Consider the following 19033-nt stretch of genomic DNA (forward strand, 5'->3'; position numbering starts at 1 on the left):
TTTTTATGAAAGAAGAAATAAATGCTTATAATAATGTTTTAGAATTAATAGGTAACACCCCACTTATTAAGCTAAATAAAATCACCGAAGAGTTAGAAGGAAATTTCTACGCAAAGGTAGAAGCTTTTAATCCGGGTCATTCCTCAAAAGATAGAATAGCGTTATATATTATTGAAGAAGCCGAGAAAAGAGGAATTCTATCACCAGGTGATACCATAATCGAAACTACATCTGGTAATACAGGTTTTAGTTTGGCAATGGTAAGCATTATTAAAGGTTATAACTGTATTTTGGCCGTAAGTTCAAAATCATCAAAAGACAAAATTGACATGTTGAGAAGTTTAGGTGCAAAAGTTTATGTTTGCCCGGCTCACGTTTCAGCAGATGATGAAAGATCTTACTATAATGTTGCCAAACGTTTACACGAAGAAACAAAAGGTTCTGTTTACATCAATCAATACTTTAATCAGTTAAATATTGATGCACACTACAACAGTACAGGACCAGAAATATGGGAACAAACAAAAGGACAAATCACACACCTTATCGCTTGCAGTGGAACTGGAGGGACAATCTCTGGAACGGCTAAATTCTTAAAAGAACAAAATCCAAATATTAGAATTTTAGGTGTTGATGCTTTTGGATCAGTATTGAAAAAATACCACGAAACAAGAGAATTTGATAACAAAGAAATTTATCCTTATCGTATTGAAGGTTTAGGTAAAAACTTAATCCCATCTGCTACAGATTTTGATATTATTGATAAATTTATGAAAGTAACCGACGAAGAGAGTGCGCACTCGGCAAGAGAAATTACTCGTAAAGAAGGTTTATTTGTCGGATATACTTCAGGAGCAGTTATGCAGGCTATAAAACAATATGCTGAAGAGGGTGAATTTACAAAAGATAGTAATATCATTGCCATTTTCCCTGATCACGGTTCTCGTTATATGAGCAAAGTATTTAGCGACGACTGGATGAATGAGCAAGGATTTTTTGATAGCATTAATGAAGAAGAAGTTCAAAAAATTGAATTTGTAAAATAAACAAAAGCTTTTTTAAAATATAAAAACTCCAAATAAATAATTTGGAGTTTTTTTTGTTTAAATATTAAATTTTAGAACGAAGCTTGTTTTTTAGTATTGCTGTGTAAATTTGATAATACCGTATTTATACGTAAGAATTTTTTATTTTGATTGAAGTAACTTTATAATTTTAATAATATTCCTAAACTTATAAATAAATACAATTGAACGGTTAAAACTATCAATTTTGGTTATTTAAACGATTATTTAGGTTCGTTGTCGAAAAAATTTTCGCTCAAATACATAATAATATAGATTAGCAGTGTTAAAATGACACAATGTTATTTTATAACCCTAAATCTGCTATTATGAAAAAATTACTACACACTTTAATGTTTGTAAGTTTTTTGAATGTGAGTGCTCAAAACCCGATTCAGGAATTCACTTTTAATGGAACTTTGATTAATTCTAAAAATACAACTTCATTTATGGGAACAAATAATTTTGTTGTCGATAGAAATGGAATTGCAAACAGTGCTCAGCGTTTAGTTAATAAAGGAATGGAAGCTATTATAACTGACCTTCCTCAGGATAATAAAGCCAGGACAGTTACTATCTGGGTAAAATTAAATGATATTGTAAACGCAAACTACATTTGGGGCTACGGAACCGCATACAATGCTCAATATTGTGGTTTACTACAGCAAGGGACGACTTCTTCTAATTCTGATTTAAGTTTGGCTGGTTGGGGTGCTTCAAATGATGTTGTTGTTTCGACGCCTTTAGTAAAAAATACATGGTATCAATATAGTATTACTTTTGATGGGACAGTTTCTAAAATTTATCGGGACGGACAGTTATTGAAATCTGTAAGCGGAATTAATCGTTCTACAAAAGGCAATATTTTTAGACTAGGAGAAATAAATACAACCATAGGTATAAATGCTGACATCGATGATTTAAAGATATATAATGTTGCAATGACAGATGAGCAAATTTTAGAAGAATATAATAGTTCCAAGCCAGCAATAGTAATTGCAGAATCATTGCCAGTTTCAAAACCTGGCAAAACTACAGAAAAAGTAAAAATTGCTTCAAAAGCTGCCTCATCAAGTGCAATTATTGCAACTAGTGATGTAAATGGAGTGACTAAAAATGTTGAGGTATATTCGCAAGGCCAAAAAATAGCTGGTGACAATGCAATGAATATTAATGACTTGCCAGAAGGAACTTATTTGTTGAAGATAACAAATAAACCTTCAAATAGAATAACATCAAAATAGAAATGAAAATTTGGTTTATAAATAGTTAGTTAGTTTTTTTGTGTTAGTAGGAATTAAATTTTTTGAATAGTGCAGAAAGCCTTTTAAAGTTGGATTTTAAAAGGCTTTTTTGTTTTTATTAATGTTTTTTCTGCTGTCCCGGAGCATAGGCTTTAGCACTTTTGCTACCTGACATTTTCTTTGCCTGTCCTGGCGGAATCTTACCTGGACCAGTGCTATGTGTATGTGTGCTACAGCTTATTACGCTAAGCACGACAAATAAGATAACCATAATGATTACGGCAACTTTTGTGTATTTTGATGTTTTCATAAAATTGTTTTTTTTTTGAGGTAGCGCAAATATAATGGTTAATATGATTTTTCATAATTCTCGGTTTCAGTTTAAAATCATTATAAACAATGTTTTTTTAAGGTTTAAATTATACAGAAGTGTATTGCGTTTTTGGAAATAGAAAATCATTCTTAAAAAAACAATTGAGTATTTGTAAAAATGTTTTTACAAATATGTGATTATAGCATTTTTAAAGTGTTAATGTTTTTTATTTCAGTGAGAATGCCGTATTTATACGTGGAAAATATTTGTAAAATTGAATTAAATTTATAGTTTTAACAAAATTTATAAAAGTATAAATAAATCTAATGAATAGTTTTTAGTCATCAATTTTGATTATTTGAAGATAGTAAATCAATTATAAATGCGCTTTCTATAATACCCCAAAAACCTACGATATGAAGAAATTATTACTCACTTTAATGTTGGTAAGCTTTTTAAATACAAATGCACAAAATCCAGTTCAGGAATTTAATTTCAACGGAACTTTAAACAATACAGATAATACAATTTCCCTCTTAGGAACACCTAATTTTGTAAATGATAGAATGGGAGTTCTTAAAGGGGCTCAACGCATTAATAACAAAGTTTTGCAAGGAATGGTAGGGGATCTTCCACAGGAGAATAAACCAAGATCAATATCTGTTTGGGTGAAATTTAATTCTATTACTTCGGCAAATTATATTTTGGGTTATGGTAGTTCAGTGAATACACAGTATTTTGGTTTATTGCAACAAGCTGTATATGCTGGCAATTCAGACGCGAGTTTAGTTGGTTGGGGAGATTCAAATAATGTTGTAGTTTCAGTTCCCTTACAAAAAGAGGTTTGGTATCAATATTGTATTACTTACGACGGTAATAGCTCAAAAATATATCGTAATGGTGAATTATTAAAAGCTGTAGATGGAATTCCTCGTGCAACTAAAGGTTATATACTTAGATTAGGGCAATTAAACGCTGCAGCTAGTATAAATGCTGATGTAGACGATCTTAAAATATATAATGTTGCCATGACAGGCGAACAAGTTATGGAATCTTACAATAGTTCAAAACCAACTGTTAAAACTGTAACTGAAACTGCTCAGGCTTCAGCAGCGGTTAAGAAATCGACTTCTACACCAATTACTAAAGCTACAGTTGCAGCAAAAAGTGCTACTCCTGCTATTCCAACAAATGAAACACGTATTACTAAAACTGTTGAAGTTTTCTCGCAAGGAAGACAAATAATGGGAAGCAACGCTTCTAATATTGGTGATTTACCAGAAGGAACTTATTTGATTAAAGTAACAAATAAGAAATAAATTATTAGGATAGAAAATGAATTAAATAAATTTATAAATAACAAAAAGCCCTGAAATTTTCAGGGCTTTTTGTTATTTATATAAAGAGAATATTATTCCTCTTTCATTGTATGATAAACGTTCATTACGTCATCATCTTCTTCAATTTTCTCGATTAGTTTTTCGACATCAGCGATTTGCGCTTCGGTTAATTCTTTAGTAATTTGAGGAATACGCTCAAAACCAGAAGATAAAATTTCAAGACCTCTGTTTTCTAATTCTTTTTGTAAAGCTCCAAAGCTTCCAAAAGGAGCATAGATTAAGATTCCGTCTTCGTCTTCAAAAACTTCTTCAGCGCCAAAATCAATTAATTCTAATTCTAATTCTTCAGGATCAAGATTTCCTTTTGCAATTCTGAAGTTACAAGTATGGTCAAACATAAATTCAACAGAACCCTGAGTTCCCATAGTTCCGTTACATTTGTTGAAATAACTACGAATGTTTGCTACGGTTCTATTATTGTTATCAGATGCTGTTTCAATCAAAATTGCAATTCCGTGAGGAGCATATCCTTCAAACAAAATTTCTTTATAGTTGGCAGTATCTTTATTACTAGCATTTTTTATCGCGCGCTCTACATTGTCCTTAGGCATGTTAGCCGCTTTCGCATTTTGTATTACAGCTCTTAATCTAGAATTGGCATCTGGGTTTGGTCCGCCTTCTTTAACAGCCATAACGATGTCTTTACCAATTCTGGTAAATGTTTTGGCCATTGCTGACCAACGTTTCATTTTTCTTCCTTTTCTAAATTCGAACGCTCTTCCCATTTCTAATTTTTAGTTTTGTGATGCAAAAATACGGTTATTCCTTATTTTTCCAAAATCAAACGTATTCTTTTTTAGAGTTAGTTAGAAGTTAGATGTTAAAAATTAAATGTTTCAAGTTTCAGGTTTGAGGTTTCAAGTTGTTGGAGTCTGTAAAATGAAAATTCCGTTCGTTTTGCGAACGGAATTTTTTATATGAGAAACCTGAAATCTGAAATTATTTCGACGCATTAAATTCAGTAATAATATTTACAGCTTCGTTTAAATATGGATTTGTTTTCAGATTATCGATCTGATATTGATTTATTGTCTTTTCTGTGGGATAAACGCCTAACAAAAATTGATTTACAGTAGAGTTATAAACGTCCAAAGGATTGTTTTCATCATTAAACGTGTTAATCTCTTTCCAAAGAGAATTCACTATTTTTTTCTGATTAAAAATAGCATCAATTGTCATTGGAATTTCTGATTTTGGAGTGTTAACCAACTGATCTATTTTTAAATTTATCTTTTTTACATCATTAAAATAATAATTATCGGCCAATCGTGCTCTGCTACTTTGGGCAAGTTTATCAATTAAAGGTCGTTTTACAAATGGTTTGTATTTTAAAAAAGGCTCAATACTATCATTTTTAATAGCGGTCGGAAAATCACTTTCTTTCTGATAAACATCTTCATAAAATTCCGGTACAATAACATCTGGAGCAACTCCTATATATTGATGACTTTTTCCGGTTACTCTGTAAAATTTATTGATAGTGATTTTTAAAAAATCAGTATTTTTTTCTTCATCAAGCGAAAGAATGGTTTGCATTGTTGCTTTGCCAAGCGTATTGCTGCCCAAAATTAATGCGCGATTGTAATCTTGTAATATTGAAGAAAAAAACTCGCTTGCCGAAGCTGTATTGCTATTCACCAACACTACAATCGGACCTTTATAAATCATTCCTCTGTAAGGATCGTTAATAACAGATGTGCCTTGTTTGTTGTCTATTACAATCGAAAGCGGGCCATAATCAACAAACATTCCAGCCAATTTGATAGCTTCTTCCATAGATCCGCCGCCATTGTCAATTAAATCAATTACAAGACCTTTTATATTATCGCGGTCTAGTTTTATTACTTCGCGGGCAACATCATCGGCACAACCTTTTCGGCTGTTACCATCTAAATCAGCATAAAAACTCGGAATCTTGATGTAGCCAATTTTACTTTCCTTGCCTACAATAAAACTAAAAACAGAATTTTCTTCATCTTTCATAACTTGCTTTTCGATGTAAACGTCGAAACTTTTGCCTGAATTCCTTTTTAGCGTAAGCGTTATACTTTTATTGGATTCTGATAAAATCATGGTAGAAATAGATTCCAGAGATGCACAAGAAACCTGTAATGTATCTTTATGGTTAGAGATAGAAACAATCTGATCGCCTTTTTTTATTTGTCCCGTTTTAAAAGCAGGACCGTTTGGATCTATTTCGTCAATAATAATTTCGTTTTTCTCATTCAAATTAACCGTCATTCCAAGCGATAAATGTTCTTTTGATAGAGAAGCCACGAAACTCGATTTAGAATCATCACTAAAATAGGCTGTATGCGGATCAAAATAAGTGCAAAAGAAATTATACAGTTTCTCTTCCAGTTTGGTATTTGTTTCTAAAAGCGTACTGAAACGACAAATTTCATTGGTTAAAATAGTAGTTCTCGAAGCCTGTTCAATCGATTTGAAATTCGCTTTAATAGAATCTAGATTATCACTCGTTTCAGCCATATCATCTAAAATCTGATAACGTAATTTTTTCAGCCAGACTTTCTCTAAATCTTCTTTTTTAAGATAAAAAGGAAATGATTTTTTATAAAACCGAATCGTGTCTTTTTTAGTATAATCAATAGTCCCCGTCTGAATTTTTTCTAAAACTGTTTTAGTTCTAAGTAATCCGTCTCTGTATTTATCAGAAATATCGGCTACGAAATTGCAATCTCCTTCCATAATCATATCATCTAAACTAACACGATATTTTTTGGATAATTCATCGTATTCAGTCTTAAAAAAAATGTTTCTTGAAGGGTCCAGTTCATTAATAAGATTATCAAATACAAAAATGGATAAACTGTCGTCTACTGGTTTTGGTCTAATATGTTCGGTCTGAATAAGTCTGTTTATCTTGCTTAAGATTTCGCATGTGGCTGCGCTATTTTGACTAAATAGAGCATTTGTAGTCATCAAAAAAAATAATAGTATTTTTTTCATAAATCGAAGATCTTCGTTTACCTTAAAATTACGCTTATTTTTTTGATTAAAAGTTATATTTTTTCTAAAATATCTTACATTTAAACGATTTGTTTTCGATGAAATGCACAATCAATTTGTAAAAAAAAATGCATCACTTTATCAGCAATGCATTTCTTAAATTTATATAAGTCTCAAAAACTATTTCTTATAAAAAGGCAATTTTACGACTTTAGCAGGAACATCATTTTTTCTGATTCTGATAAAAATAGCATTGTCAACAGCGCTATTGTTTACCGTAACATATCCTAAACCAATTCCTTTATTCATAGAAGGCGACATTGTACCAGAAGTTACAACACCAATTACAGCGCCAGAAGCATCAACAATTTCATAATCATGTCTTGGTACAGCACGTTCCTGCATTTCAAAAGCAACTAATTTCTTAGTAACACCTTCTTCTTTTTGTTTTTTCAAACTTTCAGAATTCGTGAAATCTTTATTGAATTTCGTAATCCATCCTAAACCAGCTTCAAGCGGAGAAGTCGTGTCGTTAATATCATTTCCGTACAAACAGAATCCCATTTCTAAACGCAAAGTATCACGAGCTGCAAGTCCAATTGGTTTAATTCCGAAAGCTGCACCAGCTTCAAAAACTTTATTCCAAATCGCTTCAGCATCAGCATTTTTGCAGTAAATTTCAAATCCGCCAGAACCTGTATAACCAGTTGCAGAGATAATTACATCATTAAAACCAGCAAAATCTGCTACTTCAAAATGATAATAAGCAATAGCCGATAAATCTATTGAAGACAAAGGTTGCATTGCTTCAACCGCTTTTGGTCCCTGAATTGCCAATAAAGAATAATCATCAGAAAGGTTTTTCATTTCAACACCCAAATCATTGTGCGATGAAATCCAGTTCCAGTCTTTTTCAATATTCGAAGCATTTACAACAAGTAAATACTCTTCTTCTTTCATTTTATACACAATCAAATCATCAACGATTCCGCCGTCATTGTTAGGTAAACAAGAATATTGCGCTCTTCCAATTGTCAATGTCGAAGCATCATTCGAAGTTACTTTCTGAATCAAAGCCAAAGCATTTGGTCCTGTAAGTAAAAATTCGCCCATATGCGAAACGTCAAAAACGCCCACACTATTACGAACTGTTTCGTGTTCAGCATTTACGCCTTCATAGGTAATAGGCATGTTGTAACCGGCAAAAGGCAGCATTTTCGCTCCCAAACTCTCATGTATGTGCGTAAGCGCAGTATTTTTCATTGTGTTGTTTTGTAAAAGTGAGTCGCAAATTTATTTAAAAAATATCGAAAATGGATAGTCAAAATTATAAATTTCGCAATATTTAGGAGCTATTTCCTGCTATCCGCTATATCTTTTTGTTTTTAAAGAAAAAACAAAAAGGATACCGCTTCTATCAGGGCTAGGGGACTTAGGTATTAAGAAAGAACTTTTTCTTCAAATTTTATGTAACTTTATAAGAAACATTTTTAGAAATAAATCAAATCATAAAATCATGCTTTTTAAATATAGCTATGTTTATTAAAACAAGTGAAACGCCTTTCTACGCAAAAAAAACTATGATTCTATGTGTTTAAATATAGCACAAACAAAAGTCTTAAGATGAAAACTCCATTTTTAATCACAAAGGAAGAAATCCTAAAAAGCTACAAACCTGTAAATCCTCACACACATAAAGGACTTCAGGGCCACGCTGTGATTATTGCCGGAAGTTATGGCAAAATTGGAGCAGCCGTTTTAGCCTCAAAATCCTGCCTAAAATCGGGTTGCGGGCTCGTAACCACTTTTACACCAAAATGTGGTTATCAAATTCTGCAAATTTCCATTCCCGAAGTTATGGTTGTTACTGATGAAAATACGAATTTTATAACCAATATCCATCTTCCATTGATTCCACAAGCAATTGGAATTGGTCCTGGAATCGGGCAGGAGCTCGCTACTCAAAAAGCGTTATTTGAATTTTTGAGAAGCAATAAAATACCTTTAGTTCTCGATGCTGATGCGTTGAATATTTTAGCAGAAAATCAATCGTGGCTTGAATTAGTTCCTGAAAACACCATTTTAACACCTCATCCAAAAGAATTGGAACGTTTAATAGGAAAATGGAATTCGGAATCCGAAAAGTTTCAAAAAACAATTGCTTTTTCAGAAAAATACAAAGTGATTATAGTAATGAAAGGTGCGCCAACCTATATCATCAACAAACAGGAAATCTACGAAAACACAACCGGAAACGCTGCCCTTGCAACCGCAGGAAGCGGCGACACCCTAACCGGAATCATAACAAGTTTTCTAGCCCAAGGCTACGAACCTAAATATGCAGCAAAATTAAGTATCTTCCTTCACGGCTTAACTGCAGATATTGCTTTACCGCAAACAGGTTATCAATCTTTTATTGCTTCAGATATTATTGAAAACCTGGGAAAAGCTTTTTTGCTGTTAGAAAATTAGAAAATGTGCCAATTAGATAATTAGATAATTTTCATGATCCCGAGAAGTCTTTTTTCTTTATTCTAGCTTCTTTTTTCTAAAATCTAAAAATCTAAGAAGTCTAAAGATCTAACAATCTAAATTAGTAGATTTGTATTTATGAAAAACAATTTCGATCTCAGAACGGTAAATGTTACGCGTTACATCACGCCTTTGCGCGAAGGCGGTTCTTTACCCGCTTTGGCAGAAGCCGATGACGATTTTAAATATGTCCTAAAATTCAAAGGAGCCGGTCACGGCATAAAAGCCCTGATAGCCGAATTAGTTGGCGGACAAATTGCAAAAGCCTTAAAACTACAGCTTCCGGAATTGGTTTTTGCCAATCTGGACGAAGCCTTTGGAAGATCTGAGGGTGACGAAGAAATTCAGGATTTACTACAAGGAAGTCAGGGATTAAATTTAGCACTTCATTTTTTGTCAGGTGCGATTACTTTTGATCCTGTTGTGACAACTGTCGATGCTAAATTAGCATCTCAAATTGTTTGGCTTGATGCTTATATCACGAATGTAGACAGAACATTCAGAAACACCAATATGTTGATTTGGCATAAAGAATTGTGGCTGATTGACCACGGCGCTTGTTTGTATTTTCATCATTCCTGGAATAATTGGGAACAACATGCCAAAAGTCCGTTTGCATTGATCAAAGATCATGTTTTACTGCCTCAGGCTTCACTTTTAAAAGAAGTTGATGCCGAATTCAAATCGCTTTTAACCAATGAAAAATTAGAAGAAATTGTCAATACAATTCCGGAAGAATGGCTGGTTTGGGAAGATACCGATGAAACGCCAGAAGCTTTGCGAAATGTATACTTACAATTTTTGCAGACAAGATTAAATAATTCCGAAATCTTTGTAAATCAAGCTCAAAATGCAAGATAGTCACTTATATGAGTATGCCGTAATTCGCGTGGTACCCAGAGTAGAGCGCGAAGAATTCCTAAATATTGGAATCATTTTATTTTGCAAAAAAGCCAAATTTATAAAAGTATTATCCCATATTGATGACGCCAAAGTAGAAGCCCTTTCCAACGATTTTGATATTGAGCAATTGCATTGCAACATAACAGCCCTAAACAAAATTGCAGATGGAGATAAAGACGGCGGACCAATTGGCGCAATGGATATTCCAGAGCGTTTTCGCTGGTTAACAGCGATTCGTAGCTCAGCAATTCAAACGTCAAGACCGCATTCTGGTTTATGTAAGGATTTGGAGAAAACGATTAATCGTTTGTTTGAAGAGTTGGTTCTTTAAAAGAGGGACAAAGAGGCAGAGGAACAAAGGGGCATAGGTTTTTTGTAGGGACGCACTGCAGTGCGTGTAACGTATTGTGAAAATCTCGCAAAGACGCAGAGTCGCAAAGTTTTTTATTTTATACATTAACCGCAATCTTGTCATTTCGACGGAGGAGAAATCCTCGCAAGAAACTCTACAAAGATTGGCAACATTTCTGTGCGGAGCTACTTGCGAGGATTTCTCCTCCGTCGAAATGACAAACTGTATGGTAACTTTAGCTAATTTCTTTGCGACTTTGTGTCTTTGCGAGATTAAAAAAGCTTAGTGTCTTTGTGCCTTCATGGAAAAAAACTTTTAATCAAAAATCCAATATTCCAAATAGGCATTCATTAGAAAAATGAAGCATTATATTTTCCTTTTTTTGATTTTCAATAACTAACAGATCATGAGGTTCAAGATTGTATGACTTCTCATTAATTCTAATAACTGTCGTATGTAATGAAAATAAAATTATTATTTGAGCATTACAATTTTGATTACCAGTCGTTGTTTTCAGTTGATGATGACTTATTTTATCAGAAACCATCCAGTTAAAATCAATACCTTTTGTATAAGAAGTCACTTCGTCATCGGAATTAAATTCCATGATTTCATATTTCTCATATACTTTTTTTTCTTTATTTACTTCAATATGCAAGCAGTTATCAAGCATAACCAAATACCGGTAATAACCCTTAAATTTCGTAAATTCTGATGGCTCTTGCTCAATTGAAGCACTGCTTATTCTGAATACAAAATCTCTATCGGCATAGTTTGCTGTTTCCGGATATATCATATATTCATATGTCAATCCACCGCTCCAAATAGAGGCTTTACTATCTTTTTTAGACAAAAGGCGTATGTTCATTTTTTATTTTAAAAAAAAGGTTCAAAGTTGCAAAGTTACAAAGGGACAAAGGTTTTTTTGTAGAGACGCACAGCAGTGCGTCTAACGTGTAGAATTTAAAAATCACGCAAAGGCGCAAAGTCGCAAAGAAAATTTTAAAAGAAAACTTTGCGACTTTGCGTCTTTGCGTGATTAAAAAAAATCAGCGAATCTCCATGCAAAATCTCTGTGAATCTCTGTGAAATAAGATTCTCAAAGAAGCTTCTCCAAATAAATAAACTCCAAAGGCGCATCAGAAATCGTAACATGAATTTCGCTTTCAGGAAAAGCTTCTCTTTCGCCAGTATCAACATAACCGTGGCGTTTGTACCACGCAATAAGCTCTTCACGAACTGAAATAACCGTCATAATTATACTCGACAAACCTAAAGTTTTGGCATGATTTTCGGCTTCAGCGAGCATCTTTTTTCCGATTCCGCTGTTTTGTAATTCAGGTGAAACAGTTAGCATTCCCAAATACAATTGATGTTCTTTTTCGACCAATAAAACGGAACCAATGATTTGATCGTTCTCCGTATATTTCAAAATGGTATTCTTCGGATTCAGAATCGTTTCCGTCAATTCTTCCGCGTTGGTTCTTTTTCCTTCTAATAAATTGGCTTCTGTTGTCCAGCCTTTTTTAGAAGTTTCACCTCTGTATGCGGAATTGACTAATATATTCAAAGCAGGAATATCTGCTAATGTTGCTTTTGAAATCATGAATTATAGTACTTGTAATTTAGCTTCTTTCTGATTAGAAATCAGATTTAATATTTTGCAGGCTCGGCCGCTTTAGGTAACGATTGTTTAATAAATGTTCTGATGTCTTCATTTGCAGTTTCTAGGTCGGCTTTTCTCAAATACATCATATGACCGCTTCTGTAGCCTTTCCATGACATTCTGCCATTTAGTTTTCCGCTTGGATCCATTTGCCATAAATCGTATTTAGCATTAAAATAGTCGCATGCACCATCATAATATCCTGATTGTACCATTACATGCAAATATGGATTTTGTGCCATGGCTTGTCTTAGATTTTCTCCTGTTTTATCATTAGATCTGTCCCAAGGATGTACAGAACCAAACATCATGTATTTAAAATCAGTTTTGTAGTTAAGATTATTGCGTACATACATATTGATAGCAGGAGTAAAAGAATGCAACCAAGAAGTAAGCTCGGCATTAAAATCGACACTTTCGCCTGAGTCTTTGCGGTCAATTCCTTTATATCTTGAATCAAGTCTTCCTACTGTGTAGCCTTTATCTCTTAACAGTTCTTTCCAAAAATAATCATAAGGAACGTCTAAATTGTTTTGCAGAATAACTTTCTCTGAAATACCAGAATAACGTGCCATTTTAGTGGCAATTTCTTTTCTTTTTTGTTCGTCCAAAAATCCTCCTTTGCTCAGTGCAGGAAGAAGTTCGTTTATGGTAAAATCTTCAACCTCCGGTAACATATCAGTTAAATCTTTATTTTGGAGGTCAGGACTAAGCACTTTGTGATACCAGGCAGTAGCGGCAAAATAAGGTAATTTAAGAGCAGCATCAGAAACAACACCACGCGTTATTCCTAACTCAGTAGGAGATACTAAAATCACTCCGTTTAAATACATCCATTGATTGTTTTGTAATTGAAGTGCTAATCCGGAAACTCGGGTTGTGCCATAACTTTCTCCTATCAAGTATTTTGGTGAAGCCCAACGATTAGTGCGGGTTACAAAACCATTGATCCAATCGGCTAAGTATTTAATGTCGGCATTTACACCGAAGAATTTTGTAGTAGGGATTTCTTTGCTTGTAGGTCTTGAATACGCTGTATTAACAGGATTTACAAAAACGATATCAGCAACATCTAAAATAGAATAAGGGTTTTCCTTTATTCCGTAAGGTTGCAAAGGGTAGCCTTCATCATCAATATTTAACAAACTTGGACCCGTATAAGCAATCTGCATCCAAACTGAAGCAGATCCAGGCCCACCATTAAACGAAATAACTAAAGGACGAGAATTTCTATCTTTTACATCAGAACGTTCATAATACGTATAAAATAATCCGGCAATTGCTTTTCCGTCTTCGTCCCAAACTGGCATAGTTCCGGTTGTTGCCTTATAAGCAACTTTTTGTCCTTTTATTGTGGTTGTATGATTGGTGACTACTTGAGAATCTGGATTGAAAGTAAGGTTCGCAGGTGAATTTTCTTCTTTTGTAACGGGAGGTGTAGCGGTGATTTTCGGTTTTGAATCCTGAGCATATGAAGTGAAAAATCCAGCTAAAAGAAATAAGATTAATGTTTTTTTCATAGAATTAGAGTGTGTTATTGAATTTCAGTATTCTAAATAGATGAGTATAATTAGAGTTTTTAAAGATATAAAAAAATAGCAAGTGATGATTTTTAGTCTCGTGGGATGATGTACTTTCTTCGTTAAAAACATATTCTGTTAAAGAAATGAATCAATTCTGGTTAAGAACTTTTTGATCTTCTGTTAATGATGCGACAATAAGTAAAGTGAGAAACTATAACCATTGTAATACCAATATTCCAATACACTTGAAAATAGGCAAACATATTATAAAAGCAGAACATTGATTTTTCTTCTGTTTCTTCATCAATCCTGAAATAAACAGGAAAGACAATTAAAAAAAGTGATAGAAATATTGATAGAATTATGAAATGACCATATTTAATTTTAAAATGATCAACTAAGCCATAAGCTAACATCTGAATAATCAATATTAGAAATAACTTTTCCATAATTCTGTTTTAAATTATTTGCTTTTCAAGAATTCATTAAGTCCAATCGATTTTTAATTCGTTTAATAATATCCAGATCATTGTCGCCATGAATATCTCTTATGTTATAATTTGGATTTCTGGGATCAGTAGTTTTTTGAAATTCATTAACACTAAGATTGAAAAGTGCCTGACCAAATCTTTGATCTGGGTTTTGTTCTAGATAAGATGCAATTAAATCGAGGATAACTTTATGTTCTTCTTTCATCTTTAAATTATGTTTTTTAAAGTTTAATAATCATAAACATGTTCAATAATAACATTTTTTCTTTCCGATTACTATTTTGGAATATTGCTTTTTATCTTTTCAAGCAATTGATTTTCTTTTTCAATTAATTTCTCAAATGGAGATTTATTTGGTAAATGTTGCTTTTGATATTCTTCAATAAGCGGAATCGTTAAAATAATTTTTAAAGTATTATGATAGTCAGTTATCTCGCTTCTTTTTAGATTAATAGTCTTTATTAAATTTTCCAGATCAGCTTTTTGAGAGGCATATTTATCGTTACTTTTCGTAATTAAATTTATCATTTTATGTTTCAATACGCTATCCCTTATACCATTAATATGGCTTTCTGCAGAATTATAATAATCATCAGATTTTTGATCATAATTATAAAAAACATCAGTTGTATCTCTGGCCTTCACTTCATTTAATTCGTTTTCTAAAGCTGTCAATTCAGGAGATTTATCTACCAGTTCCTGATACAAGTTTTCGACTAAATCATTGCCTTTTCCAGATCTTCCAATATCAAAAGTTTTTTCTTCGAATGCCTTTGGATCCTCATTCTTTTTTTGAATGGTTTCATTTTTTTGGCAAGATACCAACAGAATTAACGAAAGGAAAGCGATTTTTTTTAGCATAGTTTTATCTTTTAATTATTTAATAATCATAAACATGTTCAACCGTAACATTTTCACTCTTAGCCTTCTTAATAAAAGGCAATAACTGCTCAACCGGCATAAAGTAAACATTCCTTTTTAAACCATCATCTGTAACAATTCGGGATTGATACAATAACTTAATATCCTTCGAATTTAGATCTTGTGATTTTTTCATAATTACAGAAACCGCAATTTCATCATTACCGGAAATTTCATAGATTTTTACATCCTGATCGGCAAGTTTCTTTATTTCCTTAGTGAAAATTTCCCAACGGGTAATCGAAATAATCATTTTGTCGCCATTTCCTTTTTTGATGATTTTTAGGTCTTTACTTTCTTTAATAGCATCAGTATTAGAAACGATTAAATAAATAAGATTAGATGGTGTTTCGTAGCTGGATTTCGCGCCCCACTCAATAAGTTTGGAATAAAAAGCTTTAAACGAAAATTCGGCTGTAAATAACAGCGTTCTTTCCCATTTTCGTAAAGTACTGCAATCCGAAGTATCAGAGGCAGACCATACTTTTTTAACCCACGGCAGAAATTCAAATTCATACCAGGCCGTTTGGTATATAAAATGACTGTAAGCGTTTTGAGCTTCAATTATGATTTCTTCTTGTTTGGATATTTTGTCTTCTGCAAATAAAGAAAAGAATCTTCCCGTTGTATTTTCGTAAAGAATTTTCGCGCCATATTCCATCGTCATGCTTACGCCAATGACTTGCAACATCGTTTTATATTCGCCGTTTTCAGGATAGGCTTTTGAAGTTAGTTTTATCGAACGATCATACAGTTTCCAATATTCATCAATCGATTTATAAAAAGGAAAATCAGATGGATTTTTGCCACTTTTTAAATAATCTGCATATTCTTTTGGATTGTAAACCAAATACCATTCAGGAACCGTCAGAATCGTTTGCTCTTCTGCTCTGAAGTATTCTTTTATTTTCTTTTTTTGATGCGCTAAGTTGTCTTTCGTATACGGATTATACTTGTCCAGTAATTTGTTTGTAAAGCGTTGATCCGGATCTAATTTGTTTTTTAAAGCGAAATATTTGGCACTATTTGGATAGCCTTTTTGAAATTGTTCAACCGTCGCGTGAGGCTGATAGGGAAGGTACCAGGTTCCGTTTTCGCTTAAAATAGCGTCTGTCATTTCAAGTGTCCATTTCTTGACATGTTCTTTTGCTTCGGGATTGGTTCCTTGTTTGTAATAAATCACAAAAGCAAATACTTCTTTTCGTGCCCACGAAAGATAACTTTCATGATCTGGCAAGGCATGTCTTAGCGAAACATTGATAACATTGACTTTGTTATTTTGAAAAACAGCAGTCATTTTCGGAATAAAGGATTTTATGTTCTCCACCGGAATAAAGTATTCCTGCAACACATATGTTGACTTTTCGCGAGAAGAAGGTTCTAATTCCTTCACATCATAACTTGCTTCTTTATTGCGCCATCGAACCGTTTTCGGAATAAAATACAAAGGATCAATCGCGTATTCGCGAATCCATTTTCCCGAATTTCCCCAGGAAACCACTCCAGACAAGTTTGATTCCAGCCAATAATTTTGAGTTTCATCGATTAAACGGTCGGTATCGGTTAGCGGTTTTGTGGTTTTCTCCCATGAAATGCTCATTATTTTGTCGTATTTCGGCGGATATAAATTCCCGTTCTGAAAAATAATATTTTGGTTATTTCTAATGTTTTTATCAAAATAAGTTTTGTACTCTTCAATCGGCATGACCTGGTGGAATCTTTCTACTTTTTCGTTGTCGACCAATTGCAAAGTAACTTCGGCGATAACGCCAATTCCGCCATAACCGCCTATTGCAGCATTAAAAACATCCTGATTTACTTGTCGGTTTGCAATGATGATGGCACCATTTGCGGTAATAATTTTCAATTCTAAAACCGATGAAATAATAGGACCATAACCCACATATCTTCCATGACAATTTACCGAAATCGCTCCGCCAACCGTAAAATTAGAATACGTTTGCATGATTTTGATCGACAAATTTAAAGGATCAATTACGGTTTGAATGTCTCTCCAACGAATTCCGGCTTGCACTGTAATCTGCTTTTTGGTTTTATCGATATTGATGATTTTATCAAAAGATCGCATATCAATATGCAAACTGTTTTCGAAGGCCGTTTGACCTCCCATACTGTATTTTCCACCGCCAATCGAAATAGGTCCGGTCGTATTTTTTATAGCAGAAACAATCTCGTTGACCGTTTTGGGTTTGATAATTTCGTTGACTTGAATCGGATTTATTTGCGTGATATCATTCAGCGTTTTATTATCAATCGTGGTGTCGAATTTTGAATCACCGGAGAATTGGATTAATAAGAAAATGTATAAAACGAATAAAAGGAAACCGTAAAACGGAACTGCCCTGCGTTTTTTTCTATTGATAAACTGAATCGCTTTTTTGATTCCGGTGCAAATGAATTGTATAATTTTTAGTAACCAGGTAAATAGCAATTGAATAAAACGGTAGATTTTCTTCATAAAGGCGTATAGAAAAGAGATTATATTTTTGTGAAAACCATTAAAGCGTTTTTGGTAGGATCGCCTTTTTGGTACAATGTTTTTTTGTTGAATTTAAATCCGATGTTTTCAACAAAAGCACAAATAAAGTCTAAGGAATAAAAGTTCCGAACCTCTTTGGCGTTGTATTCCCAGGTTTCATTTACGCCCAGATTAAAGACATCGTGTGCCAATGCGACCAATACTTTTTGATCTTCAGTATCGCAATTATGATCTCTTAAAATCAATTTTCCGCCCACGCGCATCGTATCTCTGATTGAAGAAATATATTGTGTTCGCAATTCTAAAGGACAATGATGAAAACCGATATAAACAGTAACCAAATCAACACTATTGTGCGGAACATGATCTCCAAATTTGGTTTCGTAATTGGTAAAGGGAATGTATTCTGCGCCAACAGCTATTTGACCGCGCTCGACCATTTCGGTAAAGGAGTATTTTGGTTTTCGGCCATCAGCATAATATCTTTTTCCTTTGATGGAAATGCTTTCTTCCAGATAATCCAGATATCGTCCCGAAGAACCAATTTCTAAATAACCATTATAAGATGTGCCTTCTCCCAACAAAGAAACCGTCTCAACTGACATCTCATTTTTTTGATGCATCAAAGCCGGAAGCTGATAACGAACGCTCGATAACATAGGGGTAATGTCGTCTAACTGCGATTGCGTTGCCGTATAAATCTCTTTATCAGTGCTTTTTGAAATCGTGTTGTCATAAATTAATTTATGGAATTCTTCCTCTGGATATAAATTAAACACGTTTTTCAAAAATAAAAAGAACTGATTTTTAAGTTTTGAGTTCGTATAAATGTATTTGAAATTACTTCTAAGGAATAAAGTGGATTCAAGCAATTTGTTAGGAAACAATTGTACCGATGTGACAAAAAGTAATGATGTTTTAAGAAAGTTGCGTCTCTTCATAAGTAGATTTTGGTCTTTCAAACATAGTAATTTTACTTGCGGAAAACTAATTTGAGAATTAGAAATGGAAAGCTATCAAATAATTTAAATCTCTGATTAGGTTCTATCATGCATCGTTTAGGTTTTGAACCTCATCATTTAGGTTGCGAGCCTCATCATTTAGGTCAAGATCCCAAAATTTGACGCTCATGACGTGAAATTTGACGTCAGGCA

The 19033-nt window shown here is 33.3% G+C and carries 17 protein-coding genes; 6 read left to right on the plus strand and 11 right to left on the minus strand.

The features are described from left to right. Window positions 1-5: 5 nt before the first annotated feature. Together capA and AC1RRN_RS02025 are read left to right on the plus strand one after the other, a co-directional pair. Entirely contained in the window at window positions 6-1046 is a 1041-nt protein-coding gene (capA, locus tag AC1RRN_RS02020) for a cysteate synthase (RefSeq protein WP_492965686.1), read from the plus strand. A 347-nt stretch (window positions 1047-1393) separates the two neighbouring features. After that, complete coding sequence (locus AC1RRN_RS02025; RefSeq protein WP_492965687.1) at window positions 1394-2308, plus strand: LamG domain-containing protein; 915 nt, start codon at window positions 1394-1396, stop codon at window positions 2306-2308. Window positions 2309-2426: 118 nt separating this feature from the next. Here AC1RRN_RS02025 and AC1RRN_RS02030 read toward each other — a convergent pair whose 3' ends face one another. Continuing rightward, window positions 2427-2618 carry a hypothetical protein gene (locus tag AC1RRN_RS02030; RefSeq protein ID WP_492965688.1) on the minus strand — a complete coding sequence of 64 codons (192 nt, stop codon included), beginning with the start codon at window positions 2616-2618 and terminating at the stop codon, window positions 2427-2429. A 419-nt stretch (window positions 2619-3037) separates the two neighbouring features. Between AC1RRN_RS02030 and AC1RRN_RS02035 the strand changes: the two genes are divergently transcribed. Then, window positions 3038-3940, plus strand: a complete 903-nt coding sequence (locus AC1RRN_RS02035; RefSeq protein WP_492965689.1) for a LamG domain-containing protein — start codon at window positions 3038-3040, stop codon at window positions 3938-3940. A 92-nt stretch (window positions 3941-4032) separates the two neighbouring features. Here the strand turns inward: AC1RRN_RS02035 and AC1RRN_RS02040 are convergent, their stop codons facing one another. The 3 genes from AC1RRN_RS02040 to gcvT all read right to left on the minus strand — a co-directional run bounded on the left by AC1RRN_RS02040 (window position 4033) and on the right by gcvT (window position 8254). Further along, on the minus strand, window positions 4033-4746 hold the full coding sequence (locus AC1RRN_RS02040; RefSeq protein WP_007811539.1) for a YebC/PmpR family DNA-binding transcriptional regulator: 714 nt from the start codon (window positions 4744-4746) through the stop codon (window positions 4033-4035). Window positions 4747-4960: 214 nt separating this feature from the next. After that, window positions 4961-6991 carry a S41 family peptidase gene (locus AC1RRN_RS02045; RefSeq protein WP_492965690.1) on the minus strand — a complete coding sequence of 677 codons (2031 nt, stop codon included), beginning with the start codon at window positions 6989-6991 and terminating at the stop codon, window positions 4961-4963. A gap of 180 nt (window positions 6992-7171) precedes the next feature. Next, window positions 7172-8254: a glycine cleavage system aminomethyltransferase GcvT gene (gcvT, locus tag AC1RRN_RS02050; RefSeq protein WP_492965691.1), complete on the minus strand. Its 1083-nt coding sequence runs from the start codon at window positions 8252-8254 to the stop codon at window positions 7172-7174. 360 nt (window positions 8255-8614) lie between these two features. Here gcvT and AC1RRN_RS02055 point away from each other — a divergent pair, with 360 nt between their 5' ends. The 3 genes from AC1RRN_RS02055 to AC1RRN_RS02065 all read left to right on the plus strand — a co-directional run bounded on the left by AC1RRN_RS02055 (window position 8615) and on the right by AC1RRN_RS02065 (window position 10757). Further along, window positions 8615-9463, plus strand: coding sequence for an NAD(P)H-hydrate dehydratase (locus AC1RRN_RS02055; protein WP_492965692.1), 849 nt, complete (start codon window positions 8615-8617; stop codon window positions 9461-9463). 138 nt (window positions 9464-9601) lie between these two features. Beyond that, window positions 9602-10384, plus strand: coding sequence for a HipA family kinase (locus AC1RRN_RS02060; RefSeq protein ID WP_492965693.1), 783 nt, complete (start codon window positions 9602-9604; stop codon window positions 10382-10384). Then, entirely contained in the window at window positions 10374-10757 is a 384-nt protein-coding gene (locus AC1RRN_RS02065) for a DUF3037 domain-containing protein (RefSeq protein WP_492965695.1), read from the plus strand. Before AC1RRN_RS02060 ends, AC1RRN_RS02065 begins: the two co-directional genes overlap by 11 nt. A gap of 340 nt (window positions 10758-11097) precedes the next feature. On the opposite strand, the gene AC1RRN_RS02070 is transcribed toward AC1RRN_RS02065, so the two are convergent. The 7 genes from AC1RRN_RS02070 to AC1RRN_RS02100 all read right to left on the minus strand — a co-directional run bounded on the left by AC1RRN_RS02070 (window position 11098) and on the right by AC1RRN_RS02100 (window position 18820). Continuing rightward, window positions 11098-11646, minus strand: a complete 549-nt coding sequence (locus tag AC1RRN_RS02070) for a HutD family protein (protein ID WP_492965696.1) — start codon at window positions 11644-11646, stop codon at window positions 11098-11100. 231 nt (window positions 11647-11877) lie between these two features. Next, window positions 11878-12384 (minus strand): GNAT family N-acetyltransferase, encoded by a 507-nt coding sequence (locus AC1RRN_RS02075; protein ID WP_492965697.1) that lies wholly within the window; start codon window positions 12382-12384, stop codon window positions 11878-11880. A 47-nt stretch (window positions 12385-12431) separates the two neighbouring features. After that, a complete protein-coding gene (locus AC1RRN_RS02080) occupies window positions 12432-13964 on the minus strand; it encodes a S10 family peptidase (protein ID WP_492965698.1) in 1533 nt (510 codons plus the stop codon). A 477-nt stretch (window positions 13965-14441) separates the two neighbouring features. After that, complete coding sequence (locus AC1RRN_RS02085; protein WP_492965699.1) at window positions 14442-14663, minus strand: hypothetical protein; 222 nt, start codon at window positions 14661-14663, stop codon at window positions 14442-14444. Window positions 14664-14734: 71 nt separating this feature from the next. Further along, window positions 14735-15319: a hypothetical protein gene (locus AC1RRN_RS02090; RefSeq protein WP_492965700.1), complete on the minus strand. Its 585-nt coding sequence runs from the start codon at window positions 15317-15319 to the stop codon at window positions 14735-14737. A gap of 19 nt (window positions 15320-15338) precedes the next feature. Next, complete coding sequence (locus AC1RRN_RS02095; RefSeq protein ID WP_492965701.1) at window positions 15339-17858, minus strand: FAD-binding oxidoreductase; 2520 nt, start codon at window positions 17856-17858, stop codon at window positions 15339-15341. A 20-nt stretch (window positions 17859-17878) separates the two neighbouring features. Further along, entirely contained in the window at window positions 17879-18820 is a 942-nt protein-coding gene (locus AC1RRN_RS02100) for a hypothetical protein (RefSeq protein WP_492965702.1), read from the minus strand. Window positions 18821-19033: the final 213 nt, after the last annotated feature.

The sequence above is a fragment of the Flavobacterium sp. GW821-FHT11G01 genome (assembly GCF_058808175.1).

Coding starts and splice junctions, on each gene's coding strand:
- capA (WP_492965686.1), top strand. CDS start 6: ATGAAAGAAGAAATAAATGCTTATAATAATGTTTTAGAATTAATAGGT.
- AC1RRN_RS02025 (WP_492965687.1), top strand. CDS start 1,394: ATGAAAAAATTACTACACACTTTAATGTTTGTAAGTTTTTTGAATGTG.
- AC1RRN_RS02030 (WP_492965688.1), bottom strand. CDS start 2,618: ATGAAAACATCAAAATACACAAAAGTTGCCGTAATCATTATGGTTATC.
- AC1RRN_RS02035 (WP_492965689.1), top strand. CDS start 3,038: ATGAAGAAATTATTACTCACTTTAATGTTGGTAAGCTTTTTAAATACA.
- AC1RRN_RS02040 (WP_007811539.1), bottom strand. CDS start 4,746: ATGGGAAGAGCGTTCGAATTTAGAAAAGGAAGAAAAATGAAACGTTGG.
- AC1RRN_RS02045 (WP_492965690.1), bottom strand. CDS start 6,991: ATGAAAAAAATACTATTATTTTTTTTGATGACTACAAATGCTCTATTT.
- gcvT (WP_492965691.1), bottom strand. CDS start 8,254: ATGAAAAATACTGCGCTTACGCACATACATGAGAGTTTGGGAGCGAAA.
- AC1RRN_RS02055 (WP_492965692.1), top strand. CDS start 8,615: ATGAAAACTCCATTTTTAATCACAAAGGAAGAAATCCTAAAAAGCTAC.
- AC1RRN_RS02060 (WP_492965693.1), top strand. CDS start 9,602: ATGAAAAACAATTTCGATCTCAGAACGGTAAATGTTACGCGTTACATC.
- AC1RRN_RS02065 (WP_492965695.1), top strand. CDS start 10,374: ATGCAAGATAGTCACTTATATGAGTATGCCGTAATTCGCGTGGTACCC.
- AC1RRN_RS02070 (WP_492965696.1), bottom strand. CDS start 11,646: ATGAACATACGCCTTTTGTCTAAAAAAGATAGTAAAGCCTCTATTTGG.
- AC1RRN_RS02075 (WP_492965697.1), bottom strand. CDS start 12,384: ATGATTTCAAAAGCAACATTAGCAGATATTCCTGCTTTGAATATATTA.
- AC1RRN_RS02080 (WP_492965698.1), bottom strand. CDS start 13,964: ATGAAAAAAACATTAATCTTATTTCTTTTAGCTGGATTTTTCACTTCA.
- AC1RRN_RS02085 (WP_492965699.1), bottom strand. CDS start 14,663: ATGAAAGAAGAACATAAAGTTATCCTCGATTTAATTGCATCTTATCTA.
- AC1RRN_RS02090 (WP_492965700.1), bottom strand. CDS start 15,319: ATGCTAAAAAAAATCGCTTTCCTTTCGTTAATTCTGTTGGTATCTTGC.
- AC1RRN_RS02095 (WP_492965701.1), bottom strand. CDS start 17,858: ATGAAGAAAATCTACCGTTTTATTCAATTGCTATTTACCTGGTTACTA.
- AC1RRN_RS02100 (WP_492965702.1), bottom strand. CDS start 18,820: ATGAAGAGACGCAACTTTCTTAAAACATCATTACTTTTTGTCACATCG.